The following is a 15,500-nucleotide window of genomic DNA, read 5'->3' on the forward strand; positions in this document are numbered from 1 at the left end:
TGCCGTGGTCAACGTGACCGATCGTGCCGACGTTTACGTGCGGCTTGCTACGTTCAAACTTTTCTTTGGACATGTCTTACATCCTCAACTGGATTTTGAAATCTGGCGACCCGATGCGAATCAGGCCGAACCCTTGATGACGTCTTCGACAACGCTCTTCGGCGCCTCGGCGTAACGACCGAACTCCATCGAGTAGGTGGCACGGCCCTGTGTCGACGACCGCAGGTCGGTGGCGTAGCCGAACATCTCGGACAGCGGGACCTCAGCCTTGATCTGCTTGCTGCCCCCGGCCACGTCTTCCATGCCCTGGACCATGCCCCGACGACGGTTGATGTCGCCAATCACGTCGCCCATGTACTCTTCCGGGGTCTCGATCTCGACCTTCATCATCGGCTCGAGCAGTACGGGGGTGGCCTTGGCACAGCCTTCCTTGGTAGCCATGGAACCGGCCACCTTGAACGCCATCTCGTTCGAGTCGACTTCGTGATAGGAGCCGTCGTACAGGGTGACCTTGACGTCCACCATCGGGTAGCCCGCGATGACACCGTTCTGCAGCTGTTCCTCGGCGCCGCGCTCGACGGCCGGGATGTATTCCTTCGGCACCACGCCACCGACGATCTTGTTCTCGAACTCGAAACCGCCCCCTTCTTCCAGCGGCTCGATCCGAAGCTTGACGTGGCCGTACTGGCCGCGACCGCCGGATTGGCGAACGAACTTGCCTTCCTGTTCGACCGTGCCGCGGATGGTCTCGCGGTACGCGACCTGCGGCTTGCCGATGTTCGCGTCAACCTTGAACTCGCGGCGCATGCGGTCGACCAGGATGTCCAGGTGAAGCTCGCCCATGCCGGAGATGATGGTCTGGCCGGACTCCTCGTCGGTGCGCACGCGGAAGGACGGGTCCTCCTGGGCGAGACGACCGAGCGCCTGGGACATCTTTTCCTGGTCGGACTTGGTCTTCGGTTCGACGGCCACCGCGATGACCGGCTCCGGGAACTCCATCCGCTCGAGGATGATCGGGTTGCTCGGGTCGCAGAGCGTCTCGCCGGTGGTGACGTTCTTCAGGCCGACGGCCGCGGCGATGTCGCCGGAGTAGACCGACTTGATCTCCTCGCGGGAGTTGGAGTGCATCTGCAGGATACGACCGATGCGCTCGCGGTTGCCGCGGGTGGAGTTCAGCACGGCATCGCCGGCGTTGACGCTGCCCGAGTAGACGCGGAAGAACGCCAGCGAACCGACGAACGGGTCGGTCATGATCTTGAACGCCAGCGCGGAGAACGGCTCGTCGTCGCCGGTCTTCCGGTACGCCTCGGTGCCGTCCGGCAGCTCGCCCTTGATGTCCGGCACCTCGGTCGGCGACGGCAGGAACTCGATGACCGCGTCAAGCAAGCGCTGGACGCCCTTGTTCTTGAACGCCGTGCCGCACAGCGCCGGGATGATGTCGTTCTCGAGGGTACGCTGACGCAGGCCCTGCTTGATCTCTTCCTCGGTCAGCTCGCCGTTCTCGAGGTACTTCTCCATGAGCTCTTCGGAAGCTTCTGCGGCGGCCTCGACCATCTGCTCGCGGTACTGCTCCGCGTCCGCCTTGAGGTCTTCCGGAATCTCGCGCTGATCATAGGTCATGCCCATGTCGTCGGTATTCCAGTAGATCGCCTTCATGCGGATGAGGTCGACCACGCCCTGGAAGTTCTCTTCGGCACCGATCGGAATCACGACCGGCACCGGGGAGGCGCCCAGGCGCTTCTTCAGCTGATCCATCACGCGGTGGAAGTCCGCACCCTGACGGTCCATCTTGTTGACGAACGCCAGACGCGGCACGCCGTACTTGTTGGCCTGGCGCCAGACAGTCTCGGACTGCGGCTGGACGCCACCGACGGCGCAGAGCACGAACACCGCGCCATCGAGCACACGCAGGGAACGCTCGACCTCGATGGTGAAGTCCACGTGCCCCGGGGTGTCGATGATGTTCAGGCGGTGCTTCTGGAACTGCTGATCCATGCCCTGCCAGAACGCGGTGGTGGCGGCGGAGGTGATGGTGATGCCACGCTCCTGCTCCTGCTCCATCCAGTCCATCGTTGCGGCGCCTTCATGGACCTCGCCGATCTTGTGGGACACACCCGTGTAGAACAGGATGCGCTCGGATGTCGTGGTCTTGCCGGCATCAATGTGCGCCATGATGCCGAAATTGCGATAGCGATCGAGCGGGGTCGTACGGGACACGAAAAGTACCTCTTGAATTAGTGCAGCGGTTTACCAGCGGAAGTGCGCAAAGGCCTTGTTAGCCTCGGCCATGCGGTGCGTGTCTTCACGCTTCTTCACGGCGGAACCACGGCCCTCGGCGGCATCCATCAGCTCGCCGGCCAGCTTGGCGGCCATGGTCTTCTCGCCACGCTTGCGCGCCGCTTCGATCAGCCAACGCATGGCCAGCGACGAACGGCGCACCGGGCGCACTTCGACCGGCACCTGGTAGGTCGCACCACCCACACGGCGGGACTTGACCTCGACCGCGGGCGCCACGTTCTCGAGAGCCTTCTCGACCACTTCGACCGGGTGACCCTTGCCCTTCTCTTCGACCATGTCCATCGCGCCGTACAGCAGACGCTCGGCAACGGCCTTCTTGCCGCTGAGCATGATCATGTTGATGAACTTGGCCACGGTGACATTGCCGAATTTCGGATCCGGCAGAATCTCACGCTTGGGGACTTCTCTTCTTCTGGGCATGTCAAATCCTACCGTTGATTAGCTCTTCGGACGCTTGGCGCCGTACTTGGAACGACCCTGACGACGCTTCTCGACACCCTGGGTATCGAGGCTGCCGCGGACGACGTGATAACGCACACCCGGCAGGTCCTTTACACGACCGCCGCGGATCAGCACGACCGAGTGCTCCTGCAGGTTGTGACCCTCACCGCCGATGTAGCCGGTGACCTCGTAGCCGGACGTGAGGCGCACACGGGCAACCTTACGCAGGGCCGAGTTCGGCTTCTTCGGGGTGGTGGTGTAGACACGCGTGCATACGCCGCGACGTTGCGGGCAGCGCTCGAGCGCCGGGACGCTGGTCTTTTCGACCATGCGCTTGCGCGGCTTGCGCACCAGCTGATTGATAGTAGCCATGTATCCGTATTCTCCGACCAAAAACTAGCGCGACGGGCATGCACGCCCGCCGCAAAGGGCAGTGATTCTAAGCAGTTGCCGCGTTTCTGTCAACGCGACATCATTCCTCGGTTCCCGACTCGTCCGTCGCGGATTCCGCGACCTCGGTTTCGGCCGGCGCGCCGAACAGGTCGTTGGCCTGATCGAACGCGGCCTGACGCCGCCGGCGGCGCTCCTGGTGGTGCGCGAGACCGGTGCCGGCCGGGATCAGGCGACCGACGATGACGTTCTCCTTCAGGCCACGCAGCTCGTCCGTGCCGCCGCGAGTCGCCGCGTCGGTGAGCACGCGTGTCGTCTCCTGGAAGGAGGCCGCCGAGATGAACGACTCGGTGACCAGCGAGGCCTTGGTGATGCCGAGCAGCATCGGCTCGGACTTCGCCGGGAACTTGCCCGCCTTCTCCAGGGCCGCGTTCTCCTCGACCAGGCGCGCCTTGTCGACCTGGTCACCACGGAGGTAACCGGAGTCGCCGGGCTCGACGATCTCGACCTTGCGCAGCATCTGGCGAACGATCACCTCGATGTGCTTGTCGTCGATACCCACGCCCTGCAGGCGGTACACGTCCTGGATCTCCTTGACGATGTACTCGGCGAGCGGAGCGATGCCGCGCAGGCGCAGGATGTCGTGCGGTGCGAGTTCGCCGTCGGCGATGATCTCCCCGCGGGTGACATGCTCGCCCTCGAAGACGTTGATCACCCGGTACTTCGGGATCAGCTCCTCGTGCTGCTCGCCGTTCTCGTCGGTGATCACCAGGCGCTGCTTGCCCTTGGTCTCCTTGCCGAAACTCACCGTGCCGGTGTGCTCGGCGAGGATCGCCGGCTCCTTGGGCTTGCGCGCCTCGAAGAGATCCGCGACCCGCGGCAGACCACCGGTGATGTCACGCGTCTTCTGCGATTCCTGCGGAATCCGCGCGACCACGTCACCCACCTGGACCTCCGCCCCGTCGGTGATGCCGATGATCGCACCGGCCGGCAGGACGTAGATCGCCGGGATGTCGGTGCCCGGCAGGCTCACCGGGTCGCCGTTGCCGTCGACCAGCGCGATGGCCGGACGCAGGTCCTTGGCGGTACCGGTCCGCTGGGACGGGTCGATGATGATCTGCGACGACAGGCCGGTGATCTCGTCCGTCTCGGTCTTGACCGACTGGCCGTCGACGAAGTCCGAGAAGCGGGCGAAACCTTCCACCTCGGAGACGACCGGGTGCGTATGCGGATCCCAGTTCGCCAGCGTGGTACCGGCCTCGACCTTGTCGCCGTCCTTGACCCGGATCACCGAGCCGTAGGGCACCTTGTAGCGCTCGCGCTCGCGGCCCTGCTCGTCGAGCATGCCGAGCTCGCCCGAGCGGGTAACCGCCACCAGGTCGCCGTCGCGGTTCTTGACCGTCTTGAGGTTGTGCAGCCGCACGCCGCCCGCCGCCTTGTTCTCGACGGAACTGGCCGCGGCGGACCGGGATGCGGCACCACCGATATGGAAGGTCCGCATGGTCAGCTGGGTACCCGGCTCACCGATGGACTGGGCGGCCATGACGCCGACCGCCTCACCCATGTTGACCGGCTCGCCGCGTGCCAGGTCACGGCCATAGCACTGGGCACAGACGCCGTGCCGCGCCTCGCAGGTGATGGCAGACCGCACCCAGACCTCGTCGATGCCGGAGGACTCGATGCGCGTGACCAACGCCTCGTCGATCAGCGTGCCCGCCGGCACCAGCACCTCCTCGGTGCCCGGCACGATCAGGTCCTTGGAGGTGACCCGGCCGAGGATCCGGTTGCCCAGCCCCTCGACCACGTCGCCACCCTCGATCACCGCGGTCATCTTCAGTCCGTCGGTGGTCGTGCCGCAGTCGTCCGTCGTGACGACCAGGTCCTGGGCCACGTCGACCAGGCGGCGGGTCAGGTACCCGGAGTTGGCGGTCTTCAGCGCCGTGTCCGCCAGGCCCTTGCGCGCGCCGTGGGTCGAGATGAAGTACTGCAGTACGTTCAGACCCTCGCGGAAGTTCGCGGTGATCGGCGTCTCGATGATCGAGCCATCCGGCTTGGTCATCAGGCCACGCATGCCGGCCAGCTGCCGGATCTGCGCCGCGGAACCCCGCGCACCGGAGTCCGCCATCATGAAGATGGCGTTGAACGAGTTCTGCTTGACCTCGTTGCCCTCCTTGTCCTTGACGGTCTGCGCGCCGAGTTGCTCCATCATGGCCCGCGAGATGCTGTCGTTGGCCCGCGACCAGATATCGACCACCTTGTTGTAGCGCTCCTTCTCGGTCACCAGGCCCTGGGCGTACTGGTCCTGGATCTCCTTGACCTCGGCCTCGGCCTGCGCCAGCTCGGAGTCCTTCGACCCCGGCACGATCATGTCGTCGGCACAGATGGAAATGCCCGACCGGGTCGCGTAGCGGAAGCCCATGTACATGAGCTGGTCGGCGAACACCACGGTGTCCTTGAGGCCCAGATGGCGGTAGACGTAGTTGAGCAGGGCCGAGATCGGCTTCTTGCCCATGTCCTTGTTGATCTGCTCGAACGGAATGCCGTCCGGCACGATCCGGTACAGCAGGGCGCGGCCGACCGTGGTCTCGACGATCGCGGTACGCGGCTCTACCGTGCCGTCTTCCTCGCGAACCCAGTCCTTGAGGCGCACGCGCACCATGGCGCCCAGCTCGACCTGGCCGTTGTCATAGGCGCGCTGGACCTCGTCGGAATCGGCGAAGATCATGCCCTCGCCGCGGGCGTTCACCTTGGAACGCGTCATGTAGTAGATCCCGAGCACGATGTCCTGCGACGGCACGATGACCGGGTCGCCGGAAGCCGGCGACAGGACATTGTTCGTCGACATCATCAGCGCACGGGCCTCGGACTGCGCCTCGAGCGACAGCGGCACGTGCACGGCCATCTGGTCGCCGTCGAAGTCGGCGTTGTAGGCCGAGCAGACCAGCGGGTGCAGCTGGATGGCCTTGCCCTCGATCAGGGTCGGCTCGAACGCCTGGATGCCCAGACGGTGCAGCGTCGGCGCGCGGTTGAGCAGGACCGGGTGCTCGCGGATGACTTCCTCGAGCACGTCCCAGACCTCGGCGCCTTCGCGCTCGACCAGCTTCTTGGCCGCCTTGATGGTGGTGGCCAGGCCACGGCGGTGGAGCTTGCCGAAGATGAACGGCTTGAACAGCTCGAGCGCCATCTTCTTGGGCAGGCCGCACTGGTGCAGGCGCAGGGTCGGGCCGACCACGATGACCGAACGGCCCGAGTAGTCGACGCGCTTGCCCAGGAGGTTCTGGCGGAAACGCCCCTGCTTGCCCTTGATCATGTCGGCGAGCGACTTCAACGGGCGCTTGTTGGTGCCGGTGACCGCGCGGCCGCGACGACCGTTGTCCAGCAGCGAGTCGACCGACTCCTGCAGCATGCGCTTCTCGTTGCGCAGGATGATGTCCGGCGCGTTGATCTCGAGCAGGCGCTTGAGGCGGTTGTTGCGGTTGATGACCCGACGGTAGAGATCGTTGAGGTCACTGGTCGCGAAGCGGCCGCCGTCCAGCGGGACGAGCGGACGCAGGTCCGGCGGCAGGACCGGCAGTTGGGTCATGACCAGCCATTCCGGGCGGTTGCCGGAGGCGCGGAACGACTCGAGCAGCTTCAGGCGCTTGGTGATGCGCTTGATCTTGGTCTCGGAGCCGGTCTCGGCCAGCTCGTCGCGCAGCTTGAGGATCTCGTCGTCGAGGTTGATCTCCTTGAGGAGCTTCTGGATGGACTCCGCGCCCATGCCCGCCTCGAACTCGTCACCGAACTGCTCGAGCGCCTCGATGTACATCTCGTCGGTGAGCAGGTCGCCCTTGTTCAGGGTGGTCATGCCCGGGTCGGTGACGATGAACGCCTCGAAGTACAGCACGCGCTCGATGTCGCGCAGGGTCATGTCCAGCAGCAGGCCGATGCGGCTGGGCAGCGACTTGAGGAACCAGATGTGCGCGACCGGGCAGGCCAGCTCGATGTGGCCCATGCGCTCGCGGCGGACCTTGGAGAGGGTCACCTCGACGCCGCACTTCTCACACACCACGCCACGGTGCTTGAGGCGCTTGTACTTGCCGCAGAGGCACTCGTAGTCCCGCACAGGACCGAAGATCTTGGCGCAGAACAGGCCATCGCGCTCCGGCTTGAAGGTGCGGTAGTTGATGGTCTCAGGCTTCTTCACCTCGCCATACGACCAGGAACGGATCATCTCCGGGGAGGCCAGCGAGATTCGGATGTGATCGAAGTCCTCTTCGCCGACCTCGTGGTTCATCAGATTAAGCAATTCTTTCATTGACTACCTGCCTAACGTGTTCTGTCACACGGCACCATGGCCCGAGGGGAACACCCTCGGCCCATGCCCCGGAAATCACTCGTCGTCCTGTTCCAGCTCGATGTTGATGCCGAGCGAACGGATCTCCTTCAACAGCACGTTGAAGGACTCGGGCATCCCCGCATCCATGCGGTGATCGCCATCGACGATGTTCTTGTACATCTTGTTCCGGCCATCGACGTCGTCGGACTTGACCGTCAGCATCTCCTGCAGCGTGTACGCCGCGCCGTATGCCTCCAGGGCCCAGACCTCCATCTCGCCGAAGCGCTGGCCGCCGAACTGCGCCTTGCCGCCCAGCGGCTGCTGGGTAACCAGCGAGTACGGACCGGTGGAGCGCGCGTGCATCTTGTCGTCGACCAGGTGGTTGAGCTTCAGGATGTACATGTAGCCCACGGTGGTCTTGCGCTCGAACGGCTCGCCCGTGCGGCCGTCGTAGAGCTGGAGCTGCCCGTCTTCCGGCATCTCCGCGAGCCGCAGCATCTGCTTGAGCTCGTCCTCGTTCGCCCCGTCGAAGACCGGCGTGGCCATCGGCACGCCCTTCTTCAGGTTGCCGGCCAGCTCGATCAGCTCGTCGTCGTTCAGGCTGTCGAGGTCGACGCGCTTCTCGTCCCGGTGGTTGTAGACCTGGTCCAGGAACTCGCGCAGCTCCTTGAGGGCCTTCTCGCGCTCGAGCTTCAGGCGCTTCTCGATCTGGTGGCCCAGGCCGCGTGCGGCCAGGCCCATGTGCGTCTCGAGGATCTGACCGATGTTCATCCGCGAGGGAACACCCAGCGGGTTCAGGCAGATGTCCATCGGGGTGCCATCTTCCATGTACGGCATGTCTTCCTCTGGGACGATCATCGAGATGACGCCCTTGTTGCCGTGACGGCCGGCGAGCTTGTCGCCCGGCTGGATGCGGCGCTTGACGGCCACGTAGACCTTGACCATCTTCAGCACGCCCGGCTGCAGGTCGTCGCCCTGCTGGATCTTGCGCTTCTTGTCCTCGAAGCGTGCCTCGGCCTGCTCCTTCTCGCGCTCGAGCTGCGCCTTGTATTCCTCCAGCGCGCTCGCCGCGGCCTCGTCCTCGACCCGGATCTCGAACCACTTCGACGGCTCGATCTTGTTCAGCTGGGCGGCGGTGACCTTGGAGCCGGCCTTGATGCCGGTCGGGCCGCCCACGGCGACCTTGCCCAGCAGCAGGTCACGGACACGGGCCTGAATGTCGCCCTCGATGATGCGCATGCGATCCTTGAGATCCTTGCGCACCGCGTCGAGGTCGGCTTCCTCGATCGACCGGGCACGGCTGTCCTTCTCGATGCCGTCGCGGGTGAAGACGCGCACGTCGATGACGGTCCCCTCGATACCCTGCGGCACCCGCAGCGAGGTGTCCTTCACGTCCGACGCCTTCTCGCCGAAGATCGCTCTCAGGAGCTTTTCCTCCGGGGTGAGCTGTGTCTCGCCCTTCGGCGTGACCTTGCCCACCAGGATGTCGTTGGGCTTCACCTCGGCCCCGATGTGGACCACGCCGGCCTCGTCCAGCTTGTTCAGCAGGTTCTCGGCGACGTTCGGGATGTCCGAAGTGATCTCCTCCGGGCCCAGCTTGGTATCGCGGGCGACGCAGTTGAGTTCCTCGATGTGGATGGTGGTGAAGCGGTCCTCGCGCACCACCCGCTCGGACATGAGGATGGAATCCTCGAAGTTGTAGCCGTTCCAGGGCATGAAGGCACAGAGGATGTTCTGCCCCAGCGCCAGCTCGCCCATGTCGACCGACGGCCCGTCGGCGAGCACGTCGCCCTTCTCGATCCGGTCGCCCACCTTCACCAGCGGACGCTGGTTGATGCAGGTGTTCTGGTTCGAGCGGGTGTACTTGGTCAGGTTGTAGATGTCGACACCGACCTCGCCCTGGGTGGCCTCCTCGGCCTTGACCCGGACGACCACGCGCGAGGCGTCGACACGGTCGACCACGCCGCCGCGCTTGGCGACCACGCAGGCGCCCGAATCGGTCGCGACCACGCGCTCCATCCCGGTGCCCACCAGCGGCTTGTCCGCCTTGAGCGTCGGCACGGCCTGGCGCTGCATGTTCGAGCCCATCAGGGCGCGGTTGGCGTCATCGTGCTCCAGGAACGGGATGATGGAGGCGGCCACCGACACGATCTGCTTGGGCGAGATGTCCATGTACTGGATCTCGGAGGGATCCGACAGCATGAACTCGCCGGCCTTGCGGGCCGAGATCAGCTCGCCGGTCAGGCGGCCTTGCTCGTCCAGCGGCGCGTTCGCCTGGGCGATGGTGTACTTCTCTTCCTCGTAGGCCGAGAGCCACTGGACGTCGGAGGTCACCTTGCCGTCGATCACCTTGCGGTACGGCGTCTCGAGGAAGCCGTAGGTGTTGGTCTGCGCGAACACGGCCAGCGAGTTGATCAGGCCGATGTTCGGGCCTTCCGGCGTCTCGATCGGGCATACGCGGCCGTAGTGCGTGGTGTGCACGTCACGGACCTCGAAGCCGGCGCGCTCGCGCGTCAGGCCGCCCGGGCCGAGCGCCGAGATCCGGCGCTTGTGGGTGACCTCGGAGAGCGGGTTGTTCTGGTCCATGAACTGCGACAGCTGCGAGGAGCCGAAGAACTCCTTGACCGCGGCGGCCACCGGCTTGGCATTGATCAGGTCCTGCGGGGTCAGGCCCTCGCTCTCGGCCTGGGTCAGGCGCTCCTTGACGGCACGCTCGACCCGGACCAGGCCGATGCGGAAGACGTTTTCGGCCATCTCGCCCACCGAGCGGATGCGGCGGTTGCCGAGGTGGTCGATGTCGTCGGTCTTGCCGTTGCCGTTGCGGATGTTGATCAGCTCGATCAGCACGTCGAGGATGTCGGAGGCGTCGCCGCTCTCCTCGACCAGCTTCGCCGCTTCCTCGTCACCCGTCTCGGCGCGCTTGCCGAAGTACTTGGCGTCGTAGAGGATGCCCGGACCCGAATCGCCCTCGCGCTCGAGGCGGCGGTTGAACTTCATCCGGCCGACCTCGGACAGGTCGTAGCGTTCCTCGCTGAAGAACAGGCCGTGGAACAGGCCTTCGGCCGCGTCCTTGGTCGGCGGCTCGCCCGGGCGCATCATCTTGTAGATCTCGACCATCGCCTCGAGCGGCGTGGTGGACGGATCGTTGCGCAGGGTCAGCGACATGTACGGGCCGCGATCGACCTCGTTGTAGTACAGGGTCTTGAACGACTCGATGCCGGCCGCCTGGAAGCGTGCCAGCATCTCCTCGGTGATCTCGTCGTTGGCATTGGCGATCACTTCGCCGCTGTCGGTGTCGACGACGTCCTTGGCCAGGGTGCGGCCCACGACGAACTCCGCCGGCACCGGCAGGCTCTCGATCTCGGCCTTCTTCAGGTCACGGACGTGCTTGGCGGTGATGCGCTTGCCCGCCTTGACGACCACCTCACCGTCGACCTCGATGTCGAAGGCGGCATCGGTGCCCTTGAGGCGCTCGGGCACCAGCGACAGAGACAGGTTCTCGCCGTCGACGCGGAACTCGTCGTGCTCGAAGAAGATGTCGAGCATCTCCTCGTTGGTGTAGCCCAGGGCACGCAGCAGGATGGACGCCGGGATCTTGCGGCGACGGTCGATGCGAACGTAGACCAGATCCTTCTGGTCGAACTCGAAGTCCAGCCAGGAGCCGCGGTACGGGATGACCCGCGCGGAGAACAGCATCTTCTTGGAGCTGCTGGTCTTGCCCTTGTCGTGATCGAAGAACACGCCCGGCGAGCGGTGCAGCTGGGAGACGATCACCCGCTCGGTGCCGTTGACGACGAAGGTCCCGCTCTCGGTCTGCAGCGGGATCTCGCCCATGTAGACGTCCTGCTCGCGGATGTCCTTGACCACCTTGGAGCCGGCCGGGGCTTCCTTGTCGTAGATGACCAGGCGCAGCTTGACCCGCAGCGGCGCCGAATAGGTCAGGCCGCGGATCTGGCACTCGCGCACGTCGAAGGCCGGCTCGCCGAAGTGATAGTCGACGTAGTCGATTTCAGCATTGCCCGAGTGGCTGGTGATCGGAAACACCGAGCTCAGCGCCGCATGCAGACCGATGTTGCGGCGCTCCTTCTGATTGACACCTTCCTGCAGGAAACCCTCGTAGGATTTCACCTGCGTGGTCAATAGATAGGGTACCGGCAGGACCTCGGCACGCTTGCCGAAGTCCTTGCGGAGTCGCTTCTTCTCAGTGAATGAATAGCTCATCTACTTTCCTCGTCGGGACAATCTGAGTGTGATCGCCGTACCTCTGGCGATACACGCCGTGGCGCGCGGGGTTCGGTACTCCCCCTGTGAGGGGCGGCCGCAGCCGCCCCGGGCAACCTTTCGGGATCAGGCGACAGACCCGATCACGAAAAGCGACCCAACAAGCGCGTAAAGGCCGGCGACCCGAAGGCCACCAGCCCGTACCTGGGTGCTGTGGTTAAGCGACCCGAACACTCGTTTACTTGAGCTCGACGGAAGCGCCTGCCTCTTCGAGCTTGGCCTTCATGGACTCGGCCTCGTCCTTCTCGGCGCCTTCCTTGACGGCGCTCGGAGCACCTTCGACCAGTTCCTTGGCTTCCTTGAGGCCCAGGCCGGTCAGTTCGCGGACCGCCTTGATGACGGCAACCTTGTTGGAGCCGAACGAGGTCATGACCACGTCGAACTCGGTCTTCTCTTCGGCGGCGGCACCGGCTTCGCCACCGGCGGCTGCCGGAGCGGCTGCAACGGCTGCTGCCGCGCTTACGCCGAACTTCTCTTCCATGTCGGAGATCAGTTCAACGACCTCCATGACGGACATGTTGGAGATCGCTTCGAGGATATCGTCTTTTGTAACTGCCATGATTGAGTACCTGAAAAATGATGAAAAAGGTTAAGCCGCTTGTTTCTGGTCGCGAATCGCCGCCACGGTGCGTACCAGCTTGCCCGGAACCTCGTTGAAGGTACGGGCCAGCTTGGTGACCGGCGCCTGCATGGTCGCCATGAGTTGCGCAAGCGCTTCCTCACGGGTCGGCAGGCTGGCAACGCGTTCGAGAGCGGAAGCCGGGAGGAGTTCGCCACCCAAGGACAGGAACTGGACGTCAAGCGCTTCCATCTCCTTGGTCGCGTCCTTCATCAGACGCGCCGCGGAGCCCAGGTCGTCCATCGAGAACGCGAGGATGAGCGGGCCGCGCAGGGCCTCGTTCACGCATTCGTACTCGGTGCCTTCCAGGGCGCGCTTGGCCAGGGTGTTCTTGACGACCCGCAGGTACACGCCGGCTTCGCGTGCCTTCACGCGCAGCTCGGTGACCTGCGAGACCGTCAAGCCCCGATACTCGACGCCAACCGCCGAGTAGGCCTTGGATGCAACCTCGGCGACTTCTGCGACAACCAACTTCTTGCGATCGAAGGTTAATGCCACGTCTCTTACCTACGGTTGCAAAGGGACATTGCCCTTTTCGTTTGAAACCGATTCGCGCCGTGCACGAATCGCCCTTCTCAACGGCCACCCAGACATGAAATCATCGGGACTCTGACCGTCTGCGCAGGCTTTCTCGATTAAGCGGTCCGGCGAACCGGTCCGCGCCTGCGGTCTTTGACGCCACCGGTCTCATTGCCGGCAGTCCAAAGAACATCGCCGATCGCGACTCTCGCCGCGACCGGCCTTGTACGTCACCCGGAGGAGACTCAGCCCTCCAGGCTGGCCTGATCGACGACCAGGCCCGGGCCCATCGTGGTCGAGACCGAGACGCGCTTCATGTACACGCCCTTGGCCGCGACCGGCTTGGCCTTGTTCAGGTCGGCCAGCAGGGCGTTCAGGTTCTCGATCAGCGCGGCCGGCTCGAAGTCGACCTTGCCGATGGTGCAGTGAATGATGCCGTTCTTGTCGGTCCGGTACCGCACCTGGCCGGCCTTGGCATTCTTGACCGCACCGGCCACGTCCGGGGACACGGTGCCGACCTTCGGGTTCGGCATCAGGCCGCGCGGGCCGAGGATCTGGCCCAGCTGGCCGACGACGCGCATCGCGTCCGGGGAGGCGATCACCACGTCGAAGTCCATGCGACCCTGCTTGATCTCGTCAGCGAGGTCTTCCATGCCGACGATGTCCGCGCCGGCGTCCTTGGCCGCCTCGGCGTTCGCGCCCTGGGCGAACACGGCGACGCGCACGTCCTTGCCGGTGCCGCGCGGCAGCACGGTGGAACCACGGACCATCTGGTCGGAACGACGCGGGTCGACACCCAGGTTGACGGCGACGTCAACCGCCTCGTTGAACTTGACCGTGGAGAGCTCCTTGAGCAGGCCGAAGGCCTCGTCGACACCGTACTGGCGGTTGCTGTCGACCTTCTCGGCAATCATCTTCTGTCGCTTGGTCAGCTTTGCCATCTCACACACCCTCCACGTTCAGGCCCATGCTGCGGGCGCTACCGGCGATGGTGCGCACACGGGCGTCGAGATCCTTGGCCGTCAGGTCCGGCTCCTTGGTCTTCGCGATCTCCTCGAGCTGCTCGCGGGTGACCGTGCCGACCTTGGTCTTGTTCGGCTCGGCGGAACCGCTCTTGATGCCGACGGCCTTCTTCAGAAGGATCGCTGCCGGCGGGGTCTTCATGATGAAGGTGAACGACTTGTCCTGGTAGACAGTGATCACCACCGGCACGGGAAGACCCGGCTCGATGTTGCCCGACGCGGCGTTGAACTCCTTGCAGAAGCCCATGATGTTCACGCCGTGCTGACCCAGCGCGGGGCCGATAGGGGGTGACGGGTTGGCCTGACCGGCAGGCACCTGAAGCTTGATGTAAGCTGAGACTTTCTTAGCCATGATGACCTCTTCTGTGGGTAGCTAGCGCCCGACTCGAGGCCGGGCTCCCCTGACTGATCGACTGATCAGGTCTTCTCGACCTGGTCGAAACCGAGTTCCACCGGAGTGGAACGTCCAAAAATGCTGACCGCCACGCGCAGGCGGCTCTTCTCGTAGTTCACTTCCTCGACCGTGCCGGTGAAGTCGTTGAACGGGCCGTCGCAGACACGCACCATCTCGCCGACATCGAAGAGCGTCTTCGGCTTCGGCTTCTCGGTGGAGTCCTTGACCCGGTTGAGGATCTGCTCGGCCTCGCGCTCGGAAATCGGCGTCGGCTTGCCGCCGGAATTGCCGATGAAGCCCAGTACGCGCGGCGTGGACTTGATCAGGTGCCAGGCCTCGTCGGTCATGTCGACCTGGACGAGCACGTAGCCGGGAAAGAACTTGCGCTCCGAACGGCGCTTCACGCCGTCGCGCATCTCGACCACCTCCTCGGAGGGGACGAGGATCTCCCCGAACAGGTCCTGCAGGCCGGCGCGCTCGATGCGCTCCTGCAGCGCCTTCTTGACGCTGTTTTCGTACTGAGAAAACGCCTGAACGACGTACCAGCGCATCGCCATGAAAAGCCTCCTAACCGGTAATGCTGCGAACGATCCAACCCAGCAGCGAATCCACGCCCCAGAGGAACAGGCCGATCAGGATGACGAGCAGGACGACCACCAGGGTCGTCTGCGTCGCTTCCTGGCGTGTCGGCCACACCATCTTTTTGACTTCGAGGCGGGAATCGAAGGTGAACTGCCAGATCGAACGGCCCACTGCCGTGGTGTACGCCACGGCGATCGCGAGCCCCGCGCCCGCCACCACCGCCAGGATGCGCACGAACAGCGGCTGGTCATCGAGCAGGTAATAGCCCAGCACCCCGGCCAGGATCAGCACGATCGACAGAGCGATCTTGGCCGAATCCAGACCGGAGGACGTGGGCTGCACGGACTTTTCCGACATGTCTAGGAACTCACGCTTAAAGACAGCACCCGCCGGCCGACGAATCGGCTCCGGCGGGCACCCCCTGCACGGAAGTGGCAGGGCAGGAGGGACTCGAACCCCCAACCTACGGTTTTGGAGACCGTTGCTCTGCCAGTTGAGCTACTGCCCTATGTTTTTCGCCCTTGGCGAAAAAAGAGCGCGAAGTCTATACGACCTCGCGCCTTGACGCAACCCGTTGCGGGTTACTCGATGATCTTGGAAACGACGCCGGCGCCGACGGTACGGCCGCCTTCGCGT

General features: G+C 64.5%; 11 protein-coding genes and 1 tRNA gene. All 12 read right to left on the minus strand.

Translation table 11 applies throughout. The features are described from left to right. Window positions 1-120: 120 nt before the first annotated feature. Entirely contained in the window at window positions 121-2,217 is a 2,097-nt protein-coding gene (gene fusA, locus ACLFMY_RS05745; RefSeq protein WP_410763632.1) for an elongation factor G, read from the minus strand. A gap of 30 nt (window positions 2,218-2,247) precedes the next feature. Next, window positions 2,248-2,718, minus strand: a complete 471-nt coding sequence (gene rpsG / locus ACLFMY_RS05750; protein ID WP_410763633.1) for a 30S ribosomal protein S7 — start codon at window positions 2,716-2,718, stop codon at window positions 2,248-2,250. A gap of 18 nt (window positions 2,719-2,736) precedes the next feature. Next, complete coding sequence (gene rpsL / locus ACLFMY_RS05755) at window positions 2,737-3,111, minus strand: 30S ribosomal protein S12 (protein WP_125199268.1); 375 nt, start codon at window positions 3,109-3,111, stop codon at window positions 2,737-2,739. 100 nt (window positions 3,112-3,211) lie between these two features. Beyond that, window positions 3,212-7,426 carry a DNA-directed RNA polymerase subunit beta' gene (gene rpoC / locus ACLFMY_RS05760; RefSeq protein ID WP_410763634.1) on the minus strand — a complete coding sequence of 1,405 codons (4,215 nt, stop codon included), beginning with the start codon at window positions 7,424-7,426 and terminating at the stop codon, window positions 3,212-3,214. Between the two features lie 75 nt (window positions 7,427-7,501). After that, on the minus strand, window positions 7,502-11,668 hold the full coding sequence (gene rpoB / locus ACLFMY_RS05765; protein ID WP_410763636.1) for a DNA-directed RNA polymerase subunit beta: 4,167 nt from the start codon (window positions 11,666-11,668) through the stop codon (window positions 7,502-7,504). A gap of 238 nt (window positions 11,669-11,906) precedes the next feature. Beyond that, window positions 11,907-12,287: a 50S ribosomal protein L7/L12 gene (gene rplL, locus ACLFMY_RS05770; RefSeq protein ID WP_410763637.1), complete on the minus strand. Its 381-nt coding sequence runs from the start codon at window positions 12,285-12,287 to the stop codon at window positions 11,907-11,909. Window positions 12,288-12,317: 30 nt separating this feature from the next. Then, a complete protein-coding gene (rplJ, locus tag ACLFMY_RS05775) occupies window positions 12,318-12,845 on the minus strand; it encodes a 50S ribosomal protein L10 (RefSeq protein ID WP_410763638.1) in 528 nt (175 codons plus the stop codon). Between the two features lie 266 nt (window positions 12,846-13,111). Continuing rightward, entirely contained in the window at window positions 13,112-13,807 is a 696-nt protein-coding gene (rplA, locus tag ACLFMY_RS05780) for a 50S ribosomal protein L1 (protein ID WP_410763640.1), read from the minus strand. 1 nt (window position 13,808) lies between these two features. Then, a complete protein-coding gene (gene rplK / locus ACLFMY_RS05785) occupies window positions 13,809-14,240 on the minus strand; it encodes a 50S ribosomal protein L11 (RefSeq protein WP_136867904.1) in 432 nt (143 codons plus the stop codon). Between the two features lie 65 nt (window positions 14,241-14,305). Further along, window positions 14,306-14,839: a transcription termination/antitermination protein NusG gene (nusG, locus tag ACLFMY_RS05790; RefSeq protein ID WP_410763641.1), complete on the minus strand. Its 534-nt coding sequence runs from the start codon at window positions 14,837-14,839 to the stop codon at window positions 14,306-14,308. A 10-nt stretch (window positions 14,840-14,849) separates the two neighbouring features. Then, window positions 14,850-15,221, minus strand: a complete 372-nt coding sequence (gene secE, locus ACLFMY_RS05795) for a preprotein translocase subunit SecE (RefSeq protein ID WP_410763642.1) — start codon at window positions 15,219-15,221, stop codon at window positions 14,850-14,852. A gap of 75 nt (window positions 15,222-15,296) precedes the next feature. Further along, window positions 15,297-15,372, minus strand: a tRNA-Trp gene (locus ACLFMY_RS05800). Window positions 15,373-15,500: the final 128 nt, after the last annotated feature.

It is taken from the genome of Guyparkeria sp. (assembly GCF_046545975.1).
Taxonomy (GTDB): Bacteria; Pseudomonadota; Gammaproteobacteria; order Halothiobacillales; family Halothiobacillaceae; genus Guyparkeria.